This is a genomic window from Micrococcus sp. 116, from assembly GCF_902506395.1.
GTDB classification, from domain to species: Bacteria; Actinomycetota; Actinomycetes; order Actinomycetales; family Micrococcaceae; genus Micrococcus; species Micrococcus luteus.
The window spans coordinates 1,067,381-1,093,053 of the sequence record NZ_LR732370.1 but is presented as its reverse complement, the minus strand read 5'-3'; the positions used below and the strand labels follow the sequence as shown (position 1 = coordinate 1,093,053).

Annotated in this window: 21 protein-coding genes; 15 read left to right on the top strand and 6 right to left on the bottom strand. The window is 73.7% G+C overall.

Annotated elements, in window-relative coordinates; translation table 11 throughout:
- Positions 1–277 precede the first annotated feature (277 nt).
- The 8 genes from CITRIK5_RS05095 (at position 278) to CITRIK5_RS05060 (ending at position 9,299) form a co-directional block, all read left to right on the top strand.
- Positions 278–1,039, top strand: a complete 762-nt coding sequence (locus CITRIK5_RS05095; protein WP_036317934.1) for a YebC/PmpR family DNA-binding transcriptional regulator — start codon at positions 278–280, stop codon at positions 1,037–1,039.
- A 47-nt stretch (positions 1,040–1,086) separates the two neighbouring features.
- Positions 1,087–1,722 (top strand): crossover junction endodeoxyribonuclease RuvC, encoded by a 636-nt coding sequence (gene ruvC, locus CITRIK5_RS05090; RefSeq protein WP_036317938.1) that lies wholly within the window; start codon positions 1,087–1,089, stop codon positions 1,720–1,722.
- A gap of 80 nt (positions 1,723–1,802) precedes the next feature.
- On the top strand, positions 1,803–2,447 hold the full coding sequence (gene ruvA / locus CITRIK5_RS05085) for a Holliday junction branch migration protein RuvA (protein WP_036317942.1): 645 nt from the start codon (positions 1,803–1,805) through the stop codon (positions 2,445–2,447).
- Positions 2,444–3,466 carry a Holliday junction branch migration DNA helicase RuvB gene (gene ruvB, locus CITRIK5_RS05080; RefSeq protein WP_036317944.1) on the top strand — a complete coding sequence of 341 codons (1,023 nt, stop codon included), beginning with the start codon at positions 2,444–2,446 and terminating at the stop codon, positions 3,464–3,466. Before ruvA ends, ruvB begins: the two co-directional genes overlap by 4 nt.
- Before the next feature lie 60 nt (positions 3,467–3,526).
- The gene (yajC, locus tag CITRIK5_RS05075) at positions 3,527–3,955 is read left to right on the top strand and encodes a preprotein translocase subunit YajC (RefSeq protein ID WP_159833185.1); all 429 of its coding nucleotides are present in this window, start codon (positions 3,527–3,529) and stop codon (positions 3,953–3,955) included.
- Positions 3,956–4,025: 70 nt separating this feature from the next.
- Positions 4,026–5,852, top strand: coding sequence for a protein translocase subunit SecD (secD, locus tag CITRIK5_RS05070; RefSeq protein WP_095353337.1), 1,827 nt, complete (start codon positions 4,026–4,028; stop codon positions 5,850–5,852).
- Positions 5,849–6,889 carry a protein translocase subunit SecF gene (gene secF / locus CITRIK5_RS05065; RefSeq protein WP_095353338.1) on the top strand — a complete coding sequence of 347 codons (1,041 nt, stop codon included), beginning with the start codon at positions 5,849–5,851 and terminating at the stop codon, positions 6,887–6,889. The genes secD and secF overlap by 4 nt, the downstream gene beginning before the upstream one ends.
- Before the next feature lie 115 nt (positions 6,890–7,004).
- Complete coding sequence (locus CITRIK5_RS05060) at positions 7,005–9,299, top strand: bifunctional (p)ppGpp synthetase/guanosine-3',5'-bis(diphosphate) 3'-pyrophosphohydrolase (protein WP_095353339.1); 2,295 nt, start codon at positions 7,005–7,007, stop codon at positions 9,297–9,299.
- Positions 9,300–9,310: 11 nt separating this feature from the next.
- On the opposite strand, the gene CITRIK5_RS05055 is transcribed toward CITRIK5_RS05060, so the two are convergent.
- Both CITRIK5_RS05055 and CITRIK5_RS05050 read right to left on the bottom strand, forming a co-directional pair.
- On the bottom strand, positions 9,311–9,928 hold the full coding sequence (locus CITRIK5_RS05055; RefSeq protein ID WP_036380977.1) for a hypothetical protein: 618 nt from the start codon (positions 9,926–9,928) through the stop codon (positions 9,311–9,313).
- 85 nt (positions 9,929–10,013) lie between these two features.
- Positions 10,014–11,291 (bottom strand): DUF349 domain-containing protein, encoded by a 1,278-nt coding sequence (locus CITRIK5_RS05050; protein WP_236557140.1) that lies wholly within the window; start codon positions 11,289–11,291, stop codon positions 10,014–10,016.
- A gap of 323 nt (positions 11,292–11,614) precedes the next feature.
- On the opposite strand from CITRIK5_RS05050, the gene hisS reads away from it, so the two are divergent.
- The gene (gene hisS, locus CITRIK5_RS05045; RefSeq protein WP_095694636.1) at positions 11,615–12,991 is read left to right on the top strand and encodes a histidine--tRNA ligase; all 1,377 of its coding nucleotides are present in this window, start codon (positions 11,615–11,617) and stop codon (positions 12,989–12,991) included.
- A gap of 59 nt (positions 12,992–13,050) precedes the next feature.
- Here hisS and CITRIK5_RS05040 read toward each other — a convergent pair whose 3' ends face one another.
- Positions 13,051–14,352 (bottom strand): APC family permease, encoded by a 1,302-nt coding sequence (locus CITRIK5_RS05040; protein WP_060973791.1) that lies wholly within the window; start codon positions 14,350–14,352, stop codon positions 13,051–13,053.
- 145 nt (positions 14,353–14,497) lie between these two features.
- Here CITRIK5_RS05040 and aspS point away from each other — a divergent pair, with 145 nt between their 5' ends.
- Positions 14,498–16,312: an aspartate--tRNA ligase gene (gene aspS, locus CITRIK5_RS05035; protein ID WP_136939975.1), complete on the top strand. Its 1,815-nt coding sequence runs from the start codon at positions 14,498–14,500 to the stop codon at positions 16,310–16,312.
- Between the two features lie 23 nt (positions 16,313–16,335).
- On the opposite strand, the gene dtd is transcribed toward aspS, so the two are convergent.
- The 3 genes from dtd to CITRIK5_RS05020 form a co-directional block, all read right to left on the bottom strand.
- Positions 16,336–16,788 (bottom strand): D-aminoacyl-tRNA deacylase, encoded by a 453-nt coding sequence (gene dtd, locus CITRIK5_RS05030; RefSeq protein WP_044659818.1) that lies wholly within the window; start codon positions 16,786–16,788, stop codon positions 16,336–16,338.
- A 44-nt stretch (positions 16,789–16,832) separates the two neighbouring features.
- Positions 16,833–18,572 carry a choice-of-anchor I family protein gene (locus tag CITRIK5_RS05025; RefSeq protein ID WP_044659817.1) on the bottom strand — a complete coding sequence of 580 codons (1,740 nt, stop codon included), beginning with the start codon at positions 18,570–18,572 and terminating at the stop codon, positions 16,833–16,835.
- Between the two features lie 139 nt (positions 18,573–18,711).
- The gene (locus CITRIK5_RS05020; RefSeq protein WP_159833183.1) at positions 18,712–19,302 is read right to left on the bottom strand and encodes a DUF1697 domain-containing protein; all 591 of its coding nucleotides are present in this window, start codon (positions 19,300–19,302) and stop codon (positions 18,712–18,714) included.
- A 52-nt stretch (positions 19,303–19,354) separates the two neighbouring features.
- Here CITRIK5_RS05020 and CITRIK5_RS05015 point away from each other — a divergent pair, with 52 nt between their 5' ends.
- The 5 genes from CITRIK5_RS05015 (at position 19,355) to alaS (ending at position 25,666) form a co-directional block, all read left to right on the top strand.
- Positions 19,355–20,752 carry a replication-associated recombination protein A gene (locus CITRIK5_RS05015; protein WP_041103678.1) on the top strand — a complete coding sequence of 466 codons (1,398 nt, stop codon included), beginning with the start codon at positions 19,355–19,357 and terminating at the stop codon, positions 20,750–20,752.
- 172 nt (positions 20,753–20,924) lie between these two features.
- Positions 20,925–21,488 (top strand): general stress protein, encoded by a 564-nt coding sequence (locus CITRIK5_RS05010; protein WP_020621560.1) that lies wholly within the window; start codon positions 20,925–20,927, stop codon positions 21,486–21,488.
- 282 nt (positions 21,489–21,770) lie between these two features.
- Complete coding sequence (rpsD, locus tag CITRIK5_RS05005) at positions 21,771–22,397, top strand: 30S ribosomal protein S4 (RefSeq protein WP_036313685.1); 627 nt, start codon at positions 21,771–21,773, stop codon at positions 22,395–22,397.
- Between the two features lie 171 nt (positions 22,398–22,568).
- Positions 22,569–22,958 carry a hypothetical protein gene (locus tag CITRIK5_RS05000; RefSeq protein WP_020621562.1) on the top strand — a complete coding sequence of 130 codons (390 nt, stop codon included), beginning with the start codon at positions 22,569–22,571 and terminating at the stop codon, positions 22,956–22,958.
- The gene (alaS, locus tag CITRIK5_RS04995; protein ID WP_159833181.1) at positions 22,955–25,666 is read left to right on the top strand and encodes an alanine--tRNA ligase; all 2,712 of its coding nucleotides are present in this window, start codon (positions 22,955–22,957) and stop codon (positions 25,664–25,666) included. Before CITRIK5_RS05000 ends, alaS begins: the two co-directional genes overlap by 4 nt.
- The last annotated feature ends 7 nt before the right edge of the window (positions 25,667–25,673 follow it).

Genomic DNA, 25,673 nt, shown 5'->3' with positions numbered 1-25,673 from the left:
TGGCCGCCCCGAGGATCTGGTCGACCTCGGCGCGCTGGGCCGCCATCCCCGCGCGCACGGCCTCGGCCAGCTGCGCGTCGGAGACGGCGGAGAAGTCGGGCAGCCCGTAGGGCAGGTCGGAGGGGGTCGCCAGCGGGTGGTCGGCGGGCAGGACGGAGGGCGCGGAGGTGTGGGTCATGGGCGCGAGTGTAGTCAGCCGTGATCCGCGCCACCCCACCGGGCGTCGCTAGACTGGGCGGTCGAGCCAGCAGACGAGATCCAGACCTGAGGAGGCGTGATGGCAGGACATTCCAAGTGGGCGACCACCAAGCACAAGAAGGCCGTCATCGACGCGCGGCGCGCCAAGGCGTTCGCGAAGTACATCAAGAACATCGAGGTCGCGGCACGTGCCGGCGGACCCGACGTCGCCGGCAACCCCGCCCTCGACCTGGCCGTGTCCAAGGCCAAGAAGGCCTCGGTGCCCAACGACAACATCGACCGCGCCGTCAAGCGCGGCGCCGGCCTCACCGGCGAGGTCATCGACTACGCCGAGATCATGTACGAGGTCCGCGGCCCCCAGGGCTCGGCGCTGCTGGTCGAGTGCCTGACCGACAACAAGAACCGCGCCGCCGCGGACGTGCGCGCGGCCGTCACCCGCAACGGCGGCACCATGGCCGACTCCGGCTCCGTCTCCTTCCTCTTCGAGCGCAAGGGCCTCGTGCGCCTGCCCGCCGAGGGCAACACCGAGGACGGCCTGCTCGAGGCCGTGCTCGAGGGCGGCGCCGACGCCGAGGAGGTCGTCGTCTCCGGCGACTCCTTCGAGATCCTCTCGGACCCCTCCGACCTGCAGTCCGTGGCCAAGGCCCTCGACGAGGCGGGCGTGGAGTACGAGTCCGACGAGCTTGAGTTCGTCCCCACCATGAAGGTGGACCTGGACGCGTCGGGCGCCCGCACCTTCCTCAAGCTGGCCGATGCCCTCGAGGACCTCGACGACGTCCAGAACGTCTTCTCGAACGTGGACATCGCCCCCGAGGTCCTCGCCGAGCTCGACGAGGACTGATCGCGCTGAGCGCGCGCCGGCCCGCCGACGTCGTCCGGATCCTCGGGGTGGACCCGGGGCTCACCCGCTGCGGGATCGCCGTGGTGGACGTGGACGCGCGACGGCGGGCCGCGCTCGTCCACGTCGAGGTCACGGGCACCCCGCCCACCGCCCCCCTGGACCAGCGCCTCCTGCGCATCGACGAGGCCGTCTCCGCGGTCCTCGCCGCGCACCGGCCCGATCGCGCCGCCGTCGAGCGCATGTTCGCGAACACGAACACGCCGACCGTGCTGGGCACGGCCCAGGCCGCGGGCGTGGCGATCGCCGCGGCCGCGCGCGCCGGCGTCCCCGTGGGCCTGCACACCCCCTCCGAGGTCAAGGCCGCCGTCACCGGACACGGCGATGCGGGCAAGGAGCAGGTCACCACGATGGTCACCCGGATCCTCCGCCTCGACGCCCCGCCGCGCCCGGCCGACGCGGCCGACGCCCTCGCCTTGGCCATCGCCCACGGCTGGCGCGGCACCGCCCTCGGCGCGGCCGCCGGCCAGACCGGCCTCGACACCGCGGACCTCGCCTCCCGGGCGGGGCGCTCGCAGTTCGCCGCCAAGGCGCCCGCGCGCGCCCGCCCGCGGGGCCAGCTCACCGCCGCGCAGCGGGCCTGGCTCGACGCCGAGCGCTCGGCGGGCGGCGGGCGACGCCGGTAGGCCGCTGCCGGGCCGGCGTTCGATGATATGTTCGAATCCGCGCCGACCGGCGTCCGTCCGTCCCGACAGGAGGGCCCCTCATGATCGCCTCGCTCAGCGGCACCGTCGAGCACGTGGCCCTCGACCGGGCGGTCATCGCCGTCGGCGGCCTGGGTGTGCAGTTCTCCGCCACCCCGCAGACGCTGGCCACCCTGCACGAGGGCCGGCCGGGGGCGGTGCAGACCCACCTCGTGGTCAAGGAGGACGCCCTGACCCTCTACGGCTTCGCGGACCGCGACGAGCGCGAGGTGTTCGAGGTGCTCATCACGGCCAACGGCGTGGGTCCCCGCCTCGCCCTGGCGATCCTCTCCGTCCACCACCCCGAGACCGTGCGCCGGGCGGTCACCGAGGAGGACGAGAAGACCCTCACCCGCGTGCCCGGCATCGGGCCGAAGATGGCGCGCAAGATCATCGTCGAGCTCTCCGGCCGCCTCGCGCCCACCGGGGAGCCGGTGCCCGAGGCGGAGGCCGAGGCGAGCGCCGAGCCGACCGTCGAGGCGCTCTGGCACGCCGACGTCGTGCAGGCGATGGCCGGCCTGGGCTGGTCCGAGAAGGAGGCGCTCAAGGCCGTCGAGGCCACCGTGGCGGCCCGCCCGGAGCTGGACGAGGGCCGCGACGTCGCCGCGCTGCTGCGTGCCACCCTGCGCGACGTCGGCATGGCCGGCTCTGTGCGAGGCGGGCGATGAGCGCGGAGTCCTCGCCGCTGTCCGCGGCGGCCGTCGACCCGGAGGAGCGTCGGCTCGAGGCCGCGCTGCGCCCCAAGCACCTGGACGAGTTCGTGGGCCAGATGCGCGTGCGCGAGCAGCTGGACCTCATGCTCGCCTCCGCCCGGCTGCGCGACCGCGCCGCGGACCACGTCCTGCTCTCCGGTCCGCCCGGGCTCGGCAAGACCACGCTGGCGATGATCGTGGCCGCGGAGATGAACGCCCCCCTGCGGCTGTCCTCCGGCCCCGCGATCCAGCATGCGGGCGACCTCGCGGCCATCCTGTCCTCGCTCACCGAGGGCGAGGTGCTCTTCCTCGACGAGATCCACCGGATGTCCCGCCCGGCCGAGGAGATGCTCTACATGGCCATGGAGGACTTCCGGGTGGACATCGTGGTGGGCAAGGGCGCCGGCGCCACCTCGATCCCGCTCGAGCTGCCGCCCTTCACGCTCGTCGGCGCCACCACGCGGGCCGGCCTCCTGCCGGGGCCGCTGCGCGACCGCTTCGGCTTCACGGGCCATCTGGACTTCTACACCGAGGTGGAGCTCGAGCGCGTCCTGCGCCGCTCCGCCCTGCTGCTGGACATGCGGCTGGCCACGGAGGGGTACCGGCAGATCGCCCGGCGCTCGCGCGGCACCCCGCGCATCGCCAACCGCTTGCTGCGCCGCGTGCGGGACTGGGCGCTCGTGAAGGGGCTGGCCGAGGTCGGCGCGCACGACGCCGCCGCCGCCCTGGACATGTACGAGGTCGACGGGCGCGGCCTGGACCGGCTCGACCGGTCCGTGCTCACGGCCCTGTGCACCACGTTCGGCGGCGGGCCCGTGGGGCTCAGCACGCTGGCCACCGCCGTGGGGGAGGAGGCCGAGACCGTGGAGACCGTGGCCGAGCCCTTCCTCATCCGCGAGGGCATGGTGGCGCGGACCCCCCGTGGCCGCGTCGCGCTGCCGGGGGCCTGGGAGCACCTGGGCCTCGCCGCTCCGGAGGCCACGCCGGGGCCGTGACGCCCAGGGCGGGCCCCTACACTGGACAGGCCCGCCCACCCCGAGCATCAGGAGTCCCCCATGCCCGTCGCCACCGCCGCGACCCTGCCCGTGATCGCCCAGCAGGCCCAGGGGGGTGGCGGCAGCCTGCTCATGCTCATCGCCTTCGCCCTGCTCGCGGTGATGCTCTTCCTCTCCTTCCGCAAGGGCAAGAAGATGCAGCAGCAGCAGGCGCAGATGCGCAGCACCCTCGCCCCAGGCGTCGAGGTCATGACGGGCGCCGGCATCTTCGGCACCGTCGTGGCCGTGGACACCGAGGGCCAGCGGGTGACGCTGGAGACCGCCCCGGGCACCCGCATGGACGTGCACCTGCAGGGCGTCACCACCGTCGTGGAGCCGGAGACGGCCGCCGCGCCCACCACGGACCCGTCGCGTCGGGATGACGCCCCCGGCACCGAGTACCGCGCCGACGACGCCGACCCGCGTCCGCGCCGCGACGACCTGGCCTGAGGCCCACCCACCCCTGCACACGCGGCCCCGCCTGGCGGGGCCGCTCGAATGTGACGGAAGCACCTGAGCAATGGCGAAGAGAACACCCACCGGCTCCGCCGGGCGCACCCTGGCCTGGCTGGCCGCCCTCCTCGTGGTCCTGGCCGCGATCCTCGGCGGGGGCGTGGCCTCCGGCGCGGCCTCCTGGGCTCCCAAGCTCGCCCTCGACCTCGAGGGCGGCACGCAGATGGTGCTGGCCCCCCAGACCTCGACGGGCGAGTCCGTCACCCCCGAGCAGCTGGACCAGGCCGTGGAGATCATCCGCCAGCGTGTGGACGGCTCCGGCGTGGCCGAGGCGGAGGTCGCCACGCAGGGCTCCCAGAACGTGGTCGTCTCCCTGCCCGGGGTCCCGGACGAGGAGACCCGCCGCCTGATCCAGGCGTCCGCGGACATGCAGTTCCGCCCCGTGCTGCAGTCCGGCCCAGGGGAGGCCACCCCCGAGGACCAGCGCCTGCCAGAAGACCAGCTGCCGAAGCCCGACGGGGAGCCGGCGGACGCCTACGACCCGAACTGGGTCACCCCGGCCCTGCTGGCCGAGTTCCAGGCCACGGACTGCACCGCCCCGCGGGACCCGGCCGCGCCCCCGCCGCCGTCCGACCGGGCGATCGTCGCCTGCCAGCCCTCCGAGGAGCTCGCCGACGGCGCCGTCACGCCGGCCCAGAAGTACATCCTGGGCCCCGTGGTCATCCCGGGCACCCAGATCAAGGGCGCGTCCAACGGCATGGCCCAGGCCCAGGGCGGCGTCTCCACCAACCAGTGGGTCGTCAACATCGAGTTCGACGAGGAGGGCACCAAGGCCTTCACGGAGGTCACCCAGAAGCTCACCCCGTACCCCGAGGGCGACCCGCGCAAGCAGTTCGCGATCCTGCTGGACGGGGACGTGATCTCCGCGCCGCAGTCCAACGTGGTCATCACCAACGGCAGCGCGCAGATCAGCGGCCCCACCCTGAACGAGCAGACGACGGCGCAGTTGGCCGAGCAGCTCAACTACGGCTCCCTGCCGATCTCCTTCTCGATCGAGTCCGAGCAGCAGATCTCCGCCACGCTCGGCCGGGACCAGCTCTTCTGGGGCCTGATCGCCGGCCTGATCGGCCTCGGCCTCGTGGCCGTGTACCAGTTCTTCCAGTATCGGGCCCTGGGCCTGCTGACCTTCGCCTCGATCATCGTGGCGGGCGTGCTGACGTGGCTGACCATCGCGATCCTGGGCTGGACGGACAACTACCGCCTGTCCCTCGCGGGCATCGCCGGGCTCATCGTGGCGATCGGTCTGACGGCGGACTCGTTCATCGTCTACTTCGAACGCATCAAGGACGAGCTGCGCGCGGGCCACACCGTGCCCGTCGCCGTGCACGAGGGCTGGAAGCGCGCCCGGCGGACGATCACCGCGTCCAAGGCCGTGAACCTGCTGGCCGCCGTCGTGCTGTACTTCGTGGCCGTCGGCAACGTGCGCGGCTTCGCGTTCACCCTCGGCCTCACCGCGATCGCCGACCTGATCGTGGTGTTCATGTTCACCCACCCGCTCATGGTGCTGTTGGCCCAGACCCGCTTCGTGGGCGAGGGACACCCGATGTCCGGACTGGACCCGTCGCTGTTGGGCGGGCCGTCCCTGTACCAGGGCGCCGGGCGCTTCCGCGAGCCCGCCACTGCCCCCCGCACCGGGCTCCCGGCGGAGGCCTCCGACGAGCCGGCCGACGCCGACGACGCGGCGGCCGCCGACGCCCCGCGCCCGCTCGCCGCGACGGGCGCCCCCCGCGCGGGCACGTCCGCCCGGGGCGGCCGCCGCTCGCGCACCGCGCCGCCCATGACGATCGCCGAGCGACGCCGCGCCGAGCGCCGCCGCCAGGAGGAGGACCAGTGAACCGCTTCGCCGACTGGGGCAACGCCCTCTACTCGGGCCGCATCTCCTACCCGTTCATCCAGCGCTGGCGGTGGTGGTTCGCCCTCGCCGCCCTGCTGCTCGTCCTCGCCGGCGGCCTGACCGCCCTGCGCGGCGGCTTCAACCTCGGCATCGAGTTCCGGGGCGGCTCCGAGTTCACCGTCTCGCAGACGGCCTCCACCGACGTGGCCGCGGGCGAGCGCGCCGTGACCGACGTGCTGGCCGACGGCCACGCCACCGTCACGAACGTCGCCCCGGGCACCGTGCGCGTCCAGACCGAGCAGCTCGACGACGCCCAGACCCGAGCCGTGGCCGCGAACCTGCAGGAGGCCTACGGCGTCGGCCAGGACCAGGTGACCTCGACCTTCGTGGGGCCGACCTGGGGCGCCGCGGTGTCGCAGCAGGCCCTGATCGGCCTGGTGATCTTCGTGGTGCTCGTGACCCTGTTCATGGCCGTGTACTTCCGCACCTGGAAGATGTCCCTGGCCGCCGTGCTCGGCATGCTCTACGTGGTCGCGCTGACCGCCGGCATCTACGGCGCCACCGGCTTCGAGATCACGCCGTCGGCCATCATCGGCTTCCTCACGATCCTGTCGTACGCGCTCTACGACACCGTGGTGGTCTTCGACAAGATCCGCGAGAACACGATCGGGGCCGAGGAGGACCCGGAGCGCTCCTTCGTCGAGAACGTGAACCTCGCGGTGAACCAGACGCTCGTCCGGTCCATCACGACCTCCGTCGTCGGCATCCTGCCGGTCGGCTCGATCCTGTTCATCGGCGCGGGGCTGCTCGGTGCCGGCACGCTGCGGGACATCGCGCTCGCGCTGTTCGTGGGCATCATCGTGGGCACCCTGTCCACCCTGTTCCTCCAGGCGCCGCTGTACGCCCTGCTGCGCCGCAACGACCCGGACGTGCGCGACCACGACGCCCGGGCCGCGGCCCGCGCCGCCCGGGAGCGTGCCTCAGAGGCGGTCACCGATCCCGACGTCGCCCCCTGGGACGACGGCGCACGGCTCTGACGGAGCCGCTGCGGCCCCGGTGGTCTTCCTGGGGCGGGGTGGGACGGGCGCGGGTAGACTCGCCGATCATCCCGGCCGGAGCGGTCGGGGCCGCACGAGTCAGGAGGCGTGGCCCATGAGCGAGCAGGACCCCACTCCCGCCCCGGCCCGTCCCGTCCCGGTCCGGCCCCGCGGCCGGATCGCACGCCTGACCGGCCGGCACGCCACCGAGTACTCGCCCCTGCTCGAGCCGCTGATGCGCACGGTGCGGCAGCGAGCCACCAAGACCGAGCTGGCCGACATCGTCCGCGCCTTCGAGGTCGCCCGCGCGGCACACGAGGGGCAGATGCGGCGCTCCGGGGACCCGTACATCACCCACCCCGTCGCGGTCGCCACGATCCTCGCCGAGATCGGCGTGACCGGCCCGACCCTCCTGGCGGCCCTGCTGCACGACACCGTCGAGGACACGGACTACTCCCTGGAGCGCCTGCGCGCCGACTTCGGCTCCGACGTCGCCCTCCTCGTGGACGGCGTGACCAAGCTGGACAAGGTGACCTACGGCGCCGCGGCGCAGGCCGAGACCGTGCGCAAGATGGTCATCGCGATGGCCCAGGACGTGAACGTCCTGCTCATCAAGCTCGCCGACCGGCTGCACAACGCGCGGACGTGGCGGTACGTCTCCCCGGAGTCCAGCGCGCGCAAGGCCCAGGAGACCCTGGACATCTACGCCCCGCTGGCCCACCGGCTCGGCATGAACACCGTCAAGTGGGAGCTCGAGGACCTCTCCTTCGCCGCCCTCAAGCCCAAGATGTACGCGGAGATCGTGCGCCTCGTGGGGGAGCGGAACCCGGAGCGGGAGAAGCACATCGCGGCGCTGCGCACCGTGATCGAGGATCATCTGCGCGAGCACCGGATCCGGGCGACCGTCACCGGACGGCCGAAGCACTACTACTCGATCTACCAGAAGATGGTGACGCGCGGGAAGGACTTCGACGACATCCACGACCTGACGGGCATCCGGGTGCTCGTGGACTCCGTGCGTGACTGCTACGCCGTGCTCGGCGCGATCCACGCCCGCTGGAACCCGGTCCCGGGTCGGTTCAAGGACTACATCGCGGTCCCGAAGCTGAACATGTACCGCTCCCTGCACACCACGGTGATGGTGCCGGGCGGCAAGCCGGTGGAGATCCAGATCCGCACGCAGGAGATGCACCGCCAGGCCGAGTACGGCGTCGCCGCGCACTGGCGGTACAAGGCCCAGGCCGCCGGCCAGGCGCCGGTGCAGGCCACGCCGGCCTGGCTGCGCTCGGTGATGGACTGGCAGGCGGACACCCGGGACCCGGACGAGTTCCTCGCCTCGCTGCGCACCCAGATCGGGGCGGACGAGGTGTACGTCTTCACGCCGAAGGGGGAGATCCGCACCCTGCCGGCCGGCTCCACGCCCGTGGACTTCGCCTACGCCATCCACACCGACGTCGGCCACCGCACCATCGGTGCCCGGGTCAACGGCAAGCTCGTCCCGCTGTCCACGCCGCTGAGCCACGGTGACACCGTGGAGGTCTTCACCTCGCGCGCCGAGGACGCGGGCCCGAGCCGGGACTGGCTGGGCTTCGTGGTCTCGCCGCGGGCCCGGTCCAAGATCCGTCACCACTTCGCCACGCAGCGCCGCGACGAGCAGGCCGACCGGGGACGCGAGTCGCTGACCCGTCAGCTGCGCAAGGCCGGCATGGCCGTGCAGCAGGTGCTCGGCGGCGAGGAGCTGGTGCAGGTGGCCACGGATCTCGGCTACGCGGACCTCGACGGGCTGTTCGTGGCCCTCGGCGACGGCCACGTGTCCGCCCAGTCCGTGCAGGAACGCGTCGCGGAGCGCCTCGCTCCGCCGACGCCGACGCAGGCCGAGCCGGAGGGCGAGCTGACCGTCGGCGAGGTGCACCTGCAGGAGCTGGTCCCGGCCCAGTCGCGGCGCGCCCCCGCGCGGGCCACCAACGACGCCGGCGTGCTCGTGGACGGCGACGGCGGCGTCATGGCCAAGCTGGCACGGTGCTGCAACCCGGTGCCGCCGGACGCCATCGACGGGTTCGTCACCCGCGGCTCCGGGGTCTCCGTGCACCGGGTCGACTGTCCCAACCTGGCGACCCTGCTCGCGCAGGAGCCGGAGCGCCGCACCCCGGTCAGCTGGGCGCCGTCGCGGGACACCGTCTACCTGGTGGAGATCCAGATCGAGGCGCTGGACCGCAAGTCGCTGCTCTCCGACGTCACACGGGTCCTCTCCGAGAACCACGTGTACATCCTCTCGGCCTCCGTGAACACCACCCGCGACCGCGTGGCGATGAGCCGGTTCGTCTTCGAGATGGGCGACCCCCGGTTCCTCGGCCACGTGATCGACGCGGTGCGCCGCATCGACGGCGTCTTCGACGTGCACCGCACCTGAGCCTCCCGGCCTCAGTCGGGGACGTCCAGCGCCGCCAGCAGCGCGCCCAGCCGGCGCCGGGCCGCCACGACGCCGGCACGGCGGGTCCGGCGGGCCAGCCGCTCCCGCAGCCCGGCGGCGCCGTGGGCGCCGATCACGGCGGCCGCGCGCCGCGCCGCATCCGGGTCGGCGCTGAGCAGCAGGTCTTCGACTGTCCGGGCGGGCGTCGTGACCCGCACGGGGCCGAAGCGGAGCACGTCGTGCTCGGCGGGGGCGACGCCCGTGGCATCGGCCGCGACGTCCGACTGCGTGAGCGTCCAGGGCAGCAGGCCCCCGCCGGCGGGGCGCCGGTGGAAGTGCGGCACGGCCGCGTGCAGCCGCCCGGGCGCCGCGCCGCCGGCCAGGATCCAGGCCGCCGACGGGCCGATCGCGGTCCAGCCGGCGGCCAGGAGCGGGCCGCCGAGGGTCCACAGGGCAGCGGCCCGGACCGCGGGATCGTCCGCGGCGTCCGGCCGCGCCCACACCCCGGGCAGCAGCGGCCGCACGGCGCCCCGCGCGCCGAGCGCCTGCAGCTCCGGCTCCGTGAAGGGGTCGCCCGCCAGCACGAGTGCCCCGGTCGGGGCGGTCTCCTCGATCGTCACGGTCGTCATGCCCGGATCCTGCCAGAGACGGGGACGCCCCCGCGGCCGCCTGTGGACAGGCGGGCCGCGGGGGCGTGCTCGAGACGGGTGGGGCTCAGCGGAGCTCGGAGGCCGAGGCCTCGAGGGCCTGCTTCCACTGCAGGCGCGCGTCGAGCGCCTCCTGGGCCTTCTTGACGGCGCGCTGGTCGCCCCGGGCCTGGGCCCGGGCGAGATCCGCCTCGAGCCCCGCGATGGTCTCCTCGAGCTGCGTGAGGGCGGAGTTCGTGCGGGCCTTGGTCTCCGGGTCGGTGCGGCGCCAGTGCTCGTTCTCCGCCTGCTTGAGGGCGTCCTCGAGCTTGCGGAAGCCCTCCTCCATCCGGCGGACGTCCCCGCGGGGCACGCGGCCGGCATCCTCCCACCGCCCGCGCAGCTCGTTGAGCGCGCGCCGTCCGGCCTTGACGTCCGTGAACGGGAGCAGCTTCTGGCCGTCGGCGAGGATCTGCTCCTTCACCTTCAGGTTGGCCCCGTACTCGCGGTCGATCTCCTGGTTCGCGGCCTTGCGGGCGGCGAAGAAGACGTCCTGGGCGGCGCGGAAGCGGGCCCAGAGGGCGTCGTCCTCCTTGCGGGAGGCCCGGGGGGCGCGCTTCCACTCGTCCATCAGGTCGCGGTACTTGCCGGCGGTCACGCCCCAGTCGGTGGAGGTGGACAGCTCCTCGGCACGGGCGATGAGACGCTCCTTGACCTGCTTGGCCTCGGCCGAGGCGGCGTCCAGCCGGGAGAAGTGGGCGCGGCGGGTCTTGTCGAACGCGGTGCGGGCGCCGCGGAAGCGCTTCCACAGGTCGTCCTCGACCGACTTGGCCAGACGCGGACCGGCCTTCTGGGCGGCCTTCCACTCCTCGAACAGCTCCGTCATGCGCTTGGACGCGGTCTTCCAGGGCATCCGCTCGGCCGGGGTCTGGGCGAAGGTCTCGGCCTCGGCGACGATGGCCTCGCGGGTGGCCAGCTGCTCGGCCTGGGCGGCCTGCCGGGCCTCCTGTTCCGCGGCGCGGTAGTCGCCCAGGAGGGTCTCCAGGGCCGCCAGGCGGGTGCGGAGGGCGTCCATGTCGCCGACCATGTGGCGCTCGTTCACCGCGGTCGTCATCTGACCCAGCGCCCGGCCCAGCTCACTCGAGGGGGCGCCGGCGGCGATGCGCTGCTCGAACAGGGCCATCTGGGCGCGCACGTCGTCGTACTTGCGCACGAAGTACGCCAGCGCGTCCTCGGTGCTCGCGTCCGGCACCTGGCCGACCGCGTGCTCCTCCTGCCCGTCCAGCAGCGTGACGTGGCCGTCCTCGCTCACCCGGGCGAACCTGGCGGCCTCCTCCACCGGGGTGGGCGGCACGGTCGGGGCCACGACGAATCACCGTGCGCCGGCGCGTCGGGGACGACCTCGGGGACGGGCCGGGCCTCGGCGGGCACGGTCGGCTCGGCGGCCTCGGCCGACGCGGGGGCGGCCTCGGTGGCGGGGGACTGCTGGTCGTCGGGCTGCATGTGATTGGTCACCGCTGGAACTCTCCCTGACTGCGCCGGCACGCAGTCGTCGAGGGATGCGGCCGGTCGGGATGGACACGAACAGGGCCAGCGTACCGGGCCGGACAGCGCCCGCGCCTAGAATGGGCCGGTGCGCCGGCGGGGGACCGTCGCGCGTCCCCGCCGTCGTCGTCTCGAAGGATCGCCATGTCCCGCAAGGCCTCCCTGTCCGGTTTCCACGAGTGGCTGCCCGCCGAGCGGCTCGTGGAGCAGCACGTGCTCGACACGCTGCGGCGGACCTTCGAGCTGCACGGGTTCGCCGGCATCGAGACCCGTGCCGTGGAGACCCTGGGCCAGCTGCTGCGCAAGGGCGAGGTGGACAAGGAGGTCTACGCGGTCTCCCGCCTGGCCGAGGACGAGGAGGTCGCCGCGGGCCGGCGCGATCCCAAGGACCCGGCCGACCCCAAGCGCCTGGCCCTGCACTTCGACCTCACCGTGCCGTTCGCCCGCTACGTCGTGGAGAACGCCGGCCACCTCGCCTTCCCCTTCCGTCGCTACCAGATGCAGAAGGTCTGGCGCGGGGAGCGCCCTCAGGAGGGCCGCGCCCGCGAGTTCACCCAGGCGGACATCGACGTCGTCGGCGACGGCGCCCTCTCGCCCCGGTACGACGCCGACGTCGCACTCGTGATGGCCGAGGCGCTCGGCGCCCTGCCGATCGGCGACTTCCTCATCCGCGTGAACAACCGCAAGCTCGCCGAGGGCTTCTACCGGGGCATCGGCCTGGAGGACACCGCCGGCGTGCTGCGCAGCATCGACAAGCTGGAGAAGGTCGGCCCGGAGGAGGTCGCGCGGCTGCTCCAGGAGGAGGTCGGCGCGAGCCCCGAGCAGGCTGCGCAGGCGCTGGCCCTGGCGGACATCCGCACGTCGGACGCCTCGTTCGTCGAGCGGGTCCGCGCCCTGGGGGTGACCCACGAGCTGCTCGAGGAGGGGCTGACCGAGCTGGCCGACGTCGTCGCCACCCTGCACCGCCGCGCCCCCGGGCGCGCCGTGGCGGACCTGTCCATCGCGCGCGGCCTGGACTACTACACGGGCACCGTCTACGAGACCGTCCTGGTGGGCCACGAGCAGCTCGGCTCGATCTGCTCGGGCGGCCGCTACGACGCGCTCGCGTCCAAGGGGAACCGCGTGTTCCCCGGTGTCGGGCTGTCCATCGGCGTGACGCGGCTGGTGATGCGCATGCTGTCCCAGCAGATGGCCGTGGCCTCCCGCTCCGTGCCGACCGCGGTGTACGTGGCGCTGACGGCGGACGAGGACTGGTCCGAGGCCCAGGACGTCGCGGCCCTGCTGCGACAGCGCGGCATCCCCGCGGAGGTCGCGGTGTCCGCGGAGAAGTTCGGCAAGCAGATCAAGTACGCGGATCGCCGCGGCATCCCGTTCGTCTGGTTCATGGGCCGGGACGATGCCGGCGCGCGGGTCCACGAGGTCAAGGACATCCGCTCCGGCGAGCAGCACGCCGCGGACCCGGCCGACTGGACCCCGCCGGCCGAGGACCTGCTGCCGCAGGTCGCCCGCGCGCAGGACTGAGCGGGCGGACCGCTGCGCCGGCCCCGGCGCGCGACGCCGACACCCGTCCGCGCGTCGGTTCACCGGCCCCGGCGCCCGGCCCGCACGAACGCGCGCCCGCCCACCCCGATCAGGAACACGCCCGCCATCGCGGCCACGGACATCGGCGGCAGGCTGAGGGCGAGCAGCAGGCACAGGGCCAGGCCGAGGACGTTGACGGCGCGGGGCACGCGCAGCGGGCGCAGCGGGCGCGGCCGGGCCGGGCGGCGGCCGTCGTCGTCCCCGCGCAGGGTCAGGGCGGACAGGTTCGCCACCGCGTAGTAGACGAGCACGCCGAACGAGCTGAAGCCCACCACGGTGAGGATGTCCGTGGTGAGCAGGAGCAGGATCACGGCCGCGGCCACCGTCAGCTGAGCCGTCCACGGCGTGCCGGTCCCCGCATGGACCCGTGCCAGGGGGCGGGGCAGGTCGGACTCGCGGGCCATGGCCAGGGCGGTGCGGGAGATGCCCGTCAGCAGGTTGAGCATGGCCCCGGCCGCGGCGAGGGCGGCGCCGGCCACCGCCACCCAGCCCCAGCCGGAGCCCAGGGCGGTCTCGAGCAGGTCGCGCACGGGCGCCGGGGACCGGGCCAGCCCGGAGGTCCCGAGGCCCGAGATCAGCGCCGTGGCGAGCAGCAGGTACAGCGCCACGGTCACGGCGAGGGCGATCAGGATGGCGCGCGGGATCGTGCGTGCGGGGTCGATGACCTCCTCACCCATGGTGGCCACGCGCGCGTAGCCGGCGAACGCGAAGAACAGGACGCCCGCGCCCATGAGCACGCCCTGCACGGGGGAGTCGACGCCGAGCGCCGCGGCCGAGCCCCCGGGGGCCTCGCGCGCCAGGCCTGCGCCGATGGCCAACACGAGCACGGCGAGCACGGGCACGAGGATCGCCAACGTCGCCTGCGCGGTCCGCGTCACGCCCGCCATCGCCACCCCGGTGAGCACGACGACGGCGGCCACGCCCGTCCACCGGGCCGCGGCGGCGTCGTCGGGGAAGAGGTACAGGCCGAGGGTGGCCGCCATCGCGGCCACCGACGCGGTCTTGCCCGTGACGAAGCCCCAGCCGGCGACGAAGCCGGCCCACGGGTGCAGCTGCCGCCGGCCGTAGACGTAGGCGCCGCCGGACTCGGGGTGGACGGTGGCCAGCTGCGCCGTGGACAGGGCGTTGCACAGGGCCGCGACGGCCGCGACCGCCAGGGCCCCGTACAGCAGGCCGGGGTGGCCGCCGGTGAGCGCGGCCGCCAGGCCGATCGCGGTGAACACGCCCGCGCCGATCATCGAGCCGAGGCCGATCGCGACGGCGTGGAGCAGGGTCAGGCGGCGCTGCAGGGCGGCGGTCATGACGGGGTCCTCCTGGGCTGGGGCAGTGTGGACGGGGCACTAGACTGACGGGAACGGCGCGCGCCCGCCCCGCAGGCGTATCACACGGCGTCGACCATCACATGAACCCCGCACATCGTCCGGCGACCGGACGGAGAGGATCCTCGTGCTGCGCACCCACTCCCTCGGCGAGCTCAACGCCTCGCTCATCGGCCAGACCGTCACCGTCACCGGCTGGGTGGCGCGGCGGCGAGACCACGGCGGCGTGGCCTTCGTGGACCTGCGCGACGCCTCGGGCTTCGCCCAGGTTGTGGTGCGGGACGAGGCGGACTTCGACCCGCTGCGCAACGAGTGGGTTCTGCAGGTCACCGGCACGGTCGAGCGCCGCCCCGAGGGCAACGAGAACCCGAACCTGCCCTCCGGCGAGATCGAGCTGATCGCGGAGACCGTGACGGTGCTCAACACCGCCGCCGCGCTGCCGTTCCAGGTGGACGAGCACGTGGAGGTCGGCGAGGAGGCCCGGCTGCGCCACCGCTACCTGGACCTGCGCCGCCCGCAGCCCTCGCGCATCATGCGCCTGCGCTCCGAGGTCAACCGGACGGCGCGCGAGCTGCTGCACGGCGAGGGCTTCGTGGAGGTCGAGACCCCGACTCTCACGCGCTCGACGCCGGAGGGCGCCCGCGACTTCCTCGTCCCGGCCCGCCTGGCTCCCGGCTCCTGGTACGCCCTGCCGCAGTCGCCGCAGCTGTTCAAGCAGCTGCTGCAGGTGGGCGGGATCGAGAAGTACTACCAGATCGCCCGCTGCTACCGCGACGAGGACTTCCGCGCGGACCGTCAGCCCGAGTTCACCCAGCTGGACATCGAGGCCTCCTTCGTGGAGCAGGATGACGTGATCGCCCTCGGCGAGAAGATCGTCAAGGCCCTGTGGGCCCTCGTGGGCGTGGACGTGCCGACGCCGATCCGCCGCATGACCTACGCCGAGGCGATGGAGAAGTACGGCTCGGACAAGCCGGACCTGCGCTTCGGCCTCGAGCTGACGGACCTGACCGAGTACTTCAAGGACACCCCGTTCCGCGTGTTCCAGAACGAGTACGTGGGCGCCGTCGTGATGCCGGGCGGCGCCTCCCAGGCCCGCCGCACCCTCGACGCGTGGCAGGAGTGGGCCAAGCAGCGCGGCGCCAAGGGCCTGGCCTACGTGCTCATCCAGGAGGACGGCGAGCTGACCGGCCCGGTGTCCAAGAACATCTCCGAGGAGGAGAAGGCCGGGCTGGCCGCCGCCGTGGGCGCGAACCCGGGCGACTGCGTGTTCTTCGCCGCCGGGAAGCCGAAGGAGTCCCGCGCGCTGCTGGGTGCGGCCCGCGTGGAGATCGGCCGTCGCTGCGGGCTGTTCACCGATGCCGGTGACGGCGTGGCCGCGAAGGACGCCGACTGGGCGTTCGTGTGGGTCGTGGACGCGCCGATGTTCGAGCCGGCGGCCGACGCCGTGGCCTCGGGCGACGTCGCCGTGGGTGCGGGCGCCTGGACCGCCGTGCACCACGCGTTCACCTCGCCCAAGCCGGAGTTCGCGGACACCTTCGACACCGACCCGGGCGCGGCCCTGGCGTATGCGTACGACATCGTGTGCAACGGCAACGAGATCGGCGGCGGTTCCATCCGCATCCACCGTCGGGACGTGCAGGAGCGCGTGTTCGAGGTCATGGGCTTGTCCCCGGAGGAGGCGAACGAGAAGTTCGGCTTCCTGCTCGAGGGCTTCAAGTACGGCGCCCCGCCGCACGGCGGCATCGCGTTCGGCTGGGACCGCGTGGTCGCCCTGCTGGCCGGCACCGACTCGATCCGCGAGGTCATCGCGTTCCCGAAGACCGGCGGCGGCTTCGACCCGCTGACGGCCGCACCGGCGCCCATCACCGCCCAGCAGCGCAAGGAGGCCGGCGTCGACGCGCAGCCGGAGCCGAAGCAGGCCGAGGCCGAGCCGGAGGCCTGATCCGGGTCCGCGGCGGGCCCGCCTCAGCCGCGCCGCGGACCGGCCAGCTCGTCCGAGTCCACGATCAGCGTGAACGGCCCGGAGTTGGTGAGGGAGACGTCCATCTTCGCGCCGAACACCCCGCGCTCCACGCGCACGCCGGCGGCCTCGAGCTCGGCCGTGAACCGCTCGTAGAGCGGCTCGGCCTGGTTGCCCTTCGCCGCGCGCGTCCAGGACGGCCGCCGGCCCTTCCGCACGTCGCCGTACAGCGTGAACTGGCTGACGACGAGCGCCGGGGCACCGGCGTCGGTGAGGGACCGCTCGCCGTCGAGCATGCGGAGCCCGGCCACCTTGCGGGCCACCTGGACGGCCTCGGCCTCGGTGTCGTCGACGGTCACGCCGAGCAGGATCACCAGCCCCTCGCCCTCGAAGGAGCCGACGACTTTGCCGTCGACGGTCACGGACGCGGAACGGGCGCGTTGCAGAACGGCTCTCATGCAGCCATTCTGCAACGCGCCCGGAACCGGTCCGCGTCAGCGGATCACTGACGACGGGTCGGATTCACCTCGTACACGGTGGTCGAGCCGGAGACCTCGTTGGCGACGATCAGCAGGGCGGTGCCGGAGGGGGACTCGTCGGCCGGCACGAAGGTCAGGCCCTCGGCGCCCATGTCACCCAGGCCGGCCGTGGCGTCGTCGCCCGCGGCATCCCAGTCACGGTCGTTGACGTAGTCCACGTAGGTGGCGTTCCGCGGGTCGGTGATGTCGAAGACCACCACGCCGCCGATGCGCTCGAGGCCCACGAACGCGTAGGTGCGGCCCTGGATCGTGCCCACCACCACGGACTCGGGCTCGGGGCCCTTGTCATCCGAACGGGAGTCCCCGGACGGGGTCTCGTCGTTGTTCGCGTTGAACGCGTGCTCCGGCAGCTCGCCGGCGGCCACGAGCCGGGCGATCTGCTCCTCGATCATGCCGGCGGAGTCGAACAGGCGGGTGCCGTCCGCGGTGTAGATGGAGAAGGACCGGCCGCCCAGTGTGGTCAGGGAGGAGTGGCACTCGCGCTCAGAGTCGTAGCCGAGGTCGGTGAGCACCTTCAGGCGGCCCAGGGCATCCTTCTTCTGCAGGGCCTTGGCCCCCGGGAACTCGGCGGCGCACAGGTCCAGGTCGCTGACGCGCTCGGAGTCGTTGAAGTCGCCCCACTCCCGCCCGTCACCCTCGTTGGCGGTGACGACCAGGTTCTGACCGCGCCAGCGGTACGTGTCGATGCCGTCGGGCATGGGCAGGCCGTCGACCGGCCAGTGGCCCAGCTCGATGCCGCCGTCCTTGTCCGAGGCGTCCAGCACGCCCTCGGTGGACCAATCGGTGGGCGTCAGCGCCCAGAGGTCCTCCAGCGTGGCGGACTTCAGGTCCACGACGGCGACGGCGTTGGCCTCCTGCACGGACACGTAGGCGGTGCGTCCGGTCGGGTCGACGGTGACGTACTCCGGCTCGAGGTTGCGAGCCACCCGACCGGCGGGCTCGTGACCGGCGGGCACCGCCATATCGGGGCCGGAGACGCGCACGCCGGCGGGCAGGGCGGTGCCGGCGTCGTAGGCGCGGAAGTCCACGGTGCGCACCGCGTCCTGGGTCAGGCGGGAGAACTGCCGGGCGTTCTTCGGTACGGAGACCACGGAGATCGTGCCCTCCGGGTCGACGGAGAAGTCGTCGGCCGGTTCGCCCTCGTTGGCGACCACCACGTACGCCCCGTTCGGGGAGAAGGCCAGCGAGTCCGGCAGGGCACCCACCCGCACGCCGCCGAGGTAGCGCAGGGTGGTGGTGTCGAAGAACACGACCCAGCCGTGGTCGGTCTTCTCGGCGGCCTCGACGGCGACGGCCATCACACCGCCGGAGACAGCGACGGAGTTCACCGTGGCGCCCTTGTCCGTGACGGAGCCGTCCGCGGTGCGCAGGCCCTCGGCGGAGAGGGTCCGCTCGGCCACGGGGGCGGCGTCGGCGCCCAGGCGCATGACGTCGACGGCGCCGCGCTGCGCATTCACCACGAACAGGCGGCCGGAGACCGCGTCGAAGGCCGGGATCTCGGCGGCGGACTCGCCGAACACGCCGGTCTCGTGGGTGCCGGCGCGGGTGAGCTCGATGCTCTTGCCGGACGGGTTGGCGGCGATGGCGGCGCGCTGGGCCGTGGCCGAGTGCGGGGCGGGCGCGCTGAGGGAGGCCGGGGCGAGGAAGGCCGTGGACAGGGTCGCGGCGGTGACGGCCGTGGCGAGGCGTGCGAGGCGAGGCATGGATGCTCCAGTCAGGGCAGGGAGGCGGAGGACGGGGTCACCCCATCGCACGGATGTGAACGGTCCGTGACGTCCCGGCCAGCGCGCGGTGTCCCGCGGGTGTCGACGCCCCGGACGCCCCGCGTGCCGTCCGCCGAGGTCAGTCCTCGCTCGGCAGCCCCGCGAGCACCCGCACCGTCGTGAGGTTCCGGGCCGTGCCGCGCACCCCGAGCGCCCGGTCGAGGCGGGCCGGAGTGAGCGGGGAGTCGGCGACCCCCGCGGCGCAGCGCATCCACAGCAGCCGTCCCTCCAGGGCCGTGCGATCCGGCCCCGCGGGTCGGTCGTCCCCGTGGTCGAGCGCGGCCAGGGCGGCGGCCGCCTCGGGTGCGGGGTCGTCCTCGAGCACGGTGAGCTGCGTGCGTTTCGGCTCGCCGCCGGCCCAGGGGAGCGCGTCGTGCAGCTCCAGGGCGCGCCGGAGCGTGCCCACGTCCACGACGACCACGGGGACGTCGAGGCCGCCCTCCTCACGCGCCCGTCGCGCGAACCCCTGCCGCACGCCCTCCGCGGCCGCGTCGGAGGACGCCCGGAACAGGACGTTGCCGCTGGCCAGGTGGGTGGTGACCGCCTCCCCGCCGGCGGCCTGGGCCCAGCGGATCAGCGTGTCCTTCCCGACACGGTTGCTCCGGCCCACGTTGATCCCGCGCAGCAGCAGGACATGGGTGTGGTCGGCGCGCGGGGCGGCGGGGCTCATGCGGCCAGGATGCCACCCACGCGCCCGCGGGCCGAGGACTACCCTGGACCCGATGGACGACCTCTTCAGCGCCGCGCACAACGGGGCCGACGACGACGGCCCGGCCGGCACCGTGGCCGCCCCGCACCCCGGCGCACCGCTGGCCGTGCGCATGCGCCCGCGCACGCTGGATGACGTGCTGGGCCAGCGGCACCTCATGCGGCCGGGCTCCCCGCTGCGCAAGCTCGCTGAGCCCGATCCGGACTCCGCCGCGGGACCGAGCTCGGTCATCCTCTACGGGCCTCCGGGCATCGGCAAGACGACGCTGGCCCACGTGATCGCCCGCGCCCCCGGGCGCACGTTCACGGAGCTGTCCGCGATCACGGCCGGTGTGAAGGACGTGCGGCAGGTGATGGAGCAGGCCCAGCGCGAACGGGACCTCTACGGGCGCACCACCGTCCTGTTCCTCGATGAGATCCACCGCTTCTCCAAGGCGCAGCAGGACGCGCTGCTGCCGGGCGTCGAGAACCGCTGGGTCGTGCTGGTGGCCGCGACCACGGAGAACCCGTCCTTCTCCGTGATCGCACCCCTGCTCTCCCGGTCGCTGCTGCTCACGCTGCGTCCCCTCACGGACGACGACATCGTCGGGCTGCTGGACCGTGCCGTGACCCAGGAGCGCGGGCTCAACGGCGCCGTGGTGCTCCAGGACGACGCGCGGGACTACCTGGTGCGGATGGCCGGCGGCGACGCGAGGCGGGCGCTCACGGTGCTGGAGGCCGCGGCCGGCGTCGCCCTGGACAAGGCGCGCGAGGCCGGCCGGGCGGGGGAGGGCGCCGTCGCGGTCACGGAGGAGGACGCCGCGCAGGCGATGGACCACCACGTCCAGCGCTACGACAAGGACGGCGACCAGCACTACGACGTGATCAGTGCCTTCATCAAGTCCATCCGCGGCTCGGACGTGGACGCGTCGATGCACTACCTCGCCCGGATGCTGGAGGCGGGGGAGGACCCCCGGTTCATCGCCCGGCGGCTGATCATCTCCGCGTCCGAGGACGTGGGCATGGCCGACCCGACCGCGCTGCAGACCGCCGTGGCCGCCGCCCAGGCCGTGCAGCTGATCGGCATGCCGGAGGGACGCATCATCCTGGCGCAGGCCGTGACGCATCTGGCCACCGCGCCGAAGTCCAACGCGAGCTACACCGCCGTGAACGAGGCGATCGCGGACGTGCGGGCCGGCCACACGGGCGCGGTGCCGGCGCACCTGCGGGACGCGCACTACCCCGGCGCGGCGGCCCTCGGCCACGGCCAGGGCTACGTCTACAGCCACGACGAGCCGCACGCCGTCGCCCGTCAGCAGTACGCGCCGGACCCCCTGGTCGGGAGGGACTATTACCGGCCCAAGCCCATCGGACACGAGAAGCGGCTCACCGAGCAGGTGGCCGCGCTGCGCCGGATCATCCGCGGCGACTGAGCGCGCGCCGGGCCCGAGGGCGGACGCCTCGGGCGGCCGCGCGGAATAAAGACGCCCGGATCACCGGTTGTCCAGGGATGAGCGGGGCGGTCGACGTCGGCCCGCCGACTCCTCGCCCGCTCGCGCCCCCATGCACCACCGACGCACAGAAGGAACAGAAGGAGCCGCCCCCATGACCCAGTCCACTCCGCAGCAGTCCACCCCCCAGCACACCGCCGCGCAGCAGCCGGCCCCGTACGGCCGCCCCGGCGCCGGCGGCCCCGCCCTCCCGCAGGCCGACTACCGCATCCTGCGCTCCGTCCCGGCCTACGCCGAGGCCCAGGCCCTCGTGGACCAGCTCTCCGACGCCGGGTTCCCCGTGGAGCGCGTGCGCATCGTGGGCACCGGGCTGCGCTCCGTGGAGCAGGTCCTGGGCCGGATGACCACCGGCAAGGCCGCCGTCCGCGGCGGGCTGCAGGGCCTGTGGTTCGGCCTCCTGCTCGGCCTGCTCTTCTCGATCTTCGCCCCCGGCTTCGGGTTCCTCTGGATCCTGCTGATCTCCCTGGGCCTGGGCGCCCTGTGGGGGGCGGTCTTCGGGGCGATCGGCCACGCGGCCACCGGCGGCAGGCGCGACTTCACGTCCCTGCAGACCATGGAGGCCGAGTCGTACGACGTGCTGGTCGAGGCCTCCCACCTGGACCAGGCCGGTCAGCTCCTCGGCGCGGACCCCGGCACCGCGGCCACGCCGCGCGCCTGAGCCCCGGCCCGCCCCGTCGTCGTCGCTCTGGTAAGGTGGACCGGTCTGGCAGGCGCTGCGCCCCGGACGCATCCCCCTCGAACGGTCCACGGGACACCCGCGTGCCCGGTCGAGGGACGCGCAGCGCATCAGTGGATGACGGGCGGCGGCACGCCCCTCAGCTCTCCTCAGGATCGCGGGGAGGCCAGGTTCGAGTCCCCTTGACCCGTGTGCCCCGGCGCGCGGACGAGACCTCGAGACAAACCCGAACCGTGCCGCACGTCAAGGAAAGGCAGGTCCACCATGAGTGGCAACCTTCGCACCCGCCGCACCGTGCGGCACTCCCGCGCCCTGGGCATCGCGCTGACCCCCAAGGCCGAGAAGTACATGGAGCGTCGTCCGTACGGCCCCGGCCAGCACGGCCGCGCCCGCCGCAAGCAGGACTCGGACTACGCGGTGCGCCTCAAGGAGAAGCAGCGTCTGCGCGCCCAGTACAACATCCGCGAGGCCCAGATGCGCCGCTACTTCGAGGAGGCCAAGCGCACCGCCGGCCTGACCGGTGAGAACCTGGTCGAGCTCCTCGAGCAGCGCCTCGACGCCCTCGTGCTGCGCGCCGGCTTCGCCCGCACCATCCAGCAGGCCCGTCAGCTCGTCGTGCACCGCCACATCATGGTGGACGGCAAGCGCGTGGACGTCCCCTCGTTCCGCGTGAAGGAGGGCCAGATGATCCACGTGCACGAGCGCTCGGAGAAGATGGTCCCCTTCCAGCTGGCCGCCGCCGGCGCCCACCAGCAGGTCCTGCCCGCCACCCCGGGCTACCTGACCGTGGAGATCGACAAGCTGCGCGCCACCCTCACCCGTCGCCCGAAGCGCTCCGAGGTCCCCGTGACCTGCGAGGAGCAGCTCGTGGTCGAGTACTACGCGCGCTGATCCGCCGCGGCCGGGTCCGTCCCGGACGACGGCGCCCCGCGCGTCCCGCAGGCCCGGTCACCTCTCGGAGGTGACCGGGCCTGCGGCGTCCCCCGGGCCCGCCGCCGGGGATCGGCGCCGCGCCCGGTAAGGTGGGGCCGGAATCCCTGCCGTCCGAAGGAGGCCCCCGCCATGCTCCGCTCGCTGCTGCTCGTCGGCGCCGGCGCCGCATCCGGCTGGTTCGCACACCGCGCCCTCGGCGACCGTGCCCACCCGGCCACCGACGCGACCGACGCGCCGACGTCTGACCCTGGCTCCGCGGGGGGGCGCGCGGGGTTCTCCGCCCGCCTGGACCCGGAGCGTCTGGCCCGCCAGGCCGGTGAGGCCGCCGCCGACGCCGCGGCGGCCGCCCTGCAGGACGGTGCCCGGCGCCTGGCCGAGCGCGTCCGCGCCGAGGCCCCCTGGGCCGCGCCCTACCTGCCCCACACGGGGCCGATCATCTCCGGGGAGACCGTGGAGCCGCCGTCGCACGGCGCCGCCCGCCCCCAGACCACCACCACGCAGAAGGACACCCCCGCATGAAGTCCCAGGAGATCGCCCGCCGCTGGACCGCCTTCTTCGAGTCCAGGGGGCACCGCGTGGTGCCGTCGGCGTCGCTCGTCTCGCCGGATCCGTCGCTGCTGTTCACGGTGGCCGGCATGGTCCCGTTCATCCCGTACTTCCTGGGGGAGCAGACCCCGCCGAGCCCGCGCGCCGTCTCGGTGCAGAAGTGCATCCGCACCGCGGACATCGAGGAGGTCGGCAAGACCGTCCGCCACGGCACCTTCTTCCAGATGTGCGGCAACTTCTCCTTCGGCGACTACTTCAAGGAGACGGCCATCCCGATGGCCTGGGAGCTGCTGACGTCCTCGGTCGAGGACGGCGGCTTCGGCCTGGACCCCGAGCGCCTCTGGGTCACCGTGTACCGCGAGGACGACGAGGCCGAGCGCATCTGGCGCGAGGACGTGGGCGTCCGTCCCGAGCGCATCCAGCGCATGGGCAAGGACGACAACTACTGGAACACCGGCCAGCCCGGCCCGGGCGGCCCCTGCTCGGAGATCTTCTACGACCGCGGCCCCGCGTACGGCGTCGACGGCGGCCCGGCCGCGGACGACACCCGCTACATCGAGATCTGGAACCTCGTGTTCATGCAGTACCGCCTCTCCGCGGTGCGCTCGAAGGACGACTTCGACATCGCCGGCGAGCTCGAGCACAAGAACATCGACACCGGTCTCGGCCTCGAGCGGCTCGCCATGATCCTCCAGGGTGTGGAGAACATGTACGAGACGGACCAGGTCCGCCCCGTGCTCGACCGCGCCGCGCAGCTGGCCGGCCGCTCCTACACCTCCACCGAGGACCCGGCCGACCCGCACTACGACGACGACGTCCGCCTGCGCATGGTGGCCGACCACGTGCGCTCGGCCCTGATGCTGATCAGCGACGGCGTGCGCCCCGGCAACGAGGGCCGCGGCTACGTGCTGCGCCGCCTCATCCGCCGCGTCGTCCGCGCCCTGCGCCTGATGGGCGTCACCGAGCCCGTTTTCCCTGAGCTGCTGCCGGTCTCCCGGGACGCGATGAAGGGCACCTACCCGGTGGTCGCGGACGAGTTCGAGCGCATCTCCCGGATCGCCTACGCCGAGGAGAAGGCGTTCCTGCGGACCATCGCCGCGGGCACGGCCCGCCTCGACGCCGCGGTGGGCCAGGCCCGCTCGGCGGGCGGCGGCATCGCGGGCCCGGACGCGTTCGAGCTGCACGACACCTACGGCTTCCCGATCGAGCTGACGCTGGAGATCGCGGAGGAGGCCGGCGTCGCCGTGGACGAGGCCGGGTTCCGCGCCCTCATGGCCGAGCAGCGCGACCGCGCCCGCGCGGACGCCAAGGCCAAGAAGGCCGGCCACACGGACACCGCCGTGTACCAGCGCCTGCGCGCCGAGGGCCAGACCCACTTCACCGGCTACACCGAGCACACCACCGAGTCCGTGGTGCGCGGCCTGCTGCAGAACGGCGAGGAGGTCGCGTCCGCCGGCGCCGGCACGGAGCTCGAGCTCGTCCTGGACGCCACGCCGTTCTACGCGGAGTCCGGCGGCCAGGCCGCGGACACCGGCCTGATCACCGGCGACGGCTTCCGCCTCGAGGTGCTCGACGTGCAGGCCCCCGTGAAGGGGCTGTCCGTGCACAGGGTCAAGGTCCTCGACGGCGAGGTCGCCGCCGGCGCGCAGGCCCTCGGCGCGATCGACCTGCAGCGCCGCCTCGACGGCGAGAAGGCCCACTCCGGCACCCACCTGGTGCACGCCGCACTGCACCAGATCCTCGGCCCCGAGGCCACCCAGTCCGGCTCCTTCAACAAGGAGGGCTACCTGCGCTTCGACTTCCGCTGGGCCGAGGCGCTCTCGGCCGGGGTCCGCTCCGAGGTCGAGGACGTGGTGAACATCGCCATCCGCGACGACCACGCCGTGCTCACCCAGGAGATGAGCCTCGAGGAGGCGCGCGCACTCGGCGCGATGAGCCTGTTCGGCGAGAAGTACGGCGACCGGGTGCGCGTCGTGGAGATCGACGGCGCCTGGTCCCGCGAGCTGTGCGGCGGCACCCACGTGGGCCGCACCGCCCAGATCGGCTCGCTGACCCTGCTCGGCGAGCAGTCCGTGGGCTCGGGCAACCGCCGCGTCGAGGCGCTCGTCGGCCTGGACTCGTTCCGCCACCTCGCCGCGGAGCGCACCCTCGTCTCCGAGCTCTCGGAGATGTTCAAGGCCCCGGCCGAGGAGCTCAAGGACCGCATCGGCGCCACCCTGGACCGGCTCAAGGCGGCCGAGAAGCAGGTCGCGGAGCTGCGGGCCCAGGCGCTGCAGGCCCAGGCCGGACAGCTCGCCGGGCAGGCCCAGGACGTCACGACGTCCGCCGGGACGGCGGTGCGGGTGCTGGCGCACCACGCCGGCGACGTGGCCGGGGACCAGCTGCGTTCCCTCGCGCTGGACCTGCGCGCCCGGATCGAGTCGGCCGGCGGCAACGCGGCGGGCACCCCCGTGCTCGTGGCCCTCACGGCCGAGGCGAAGGGCCGGCCCCTCGTGGTCGTGGCGACCAACGAGGCCGCCCGCGCGGCCGGCCTCAAGGCGGGCGCCATGGTCAAGACCGCCACCGGCGTGCTCGGCGGCGGGGGCGGAGGCAAGGACGACGTCGCCCAGGGCGGCGGCCAGGACGTCACGCGCGTCGGGGACGCGCTCGAGGCCGTCGTCGCCGCGGTGCGCGCGGCCTGAGGCGGAC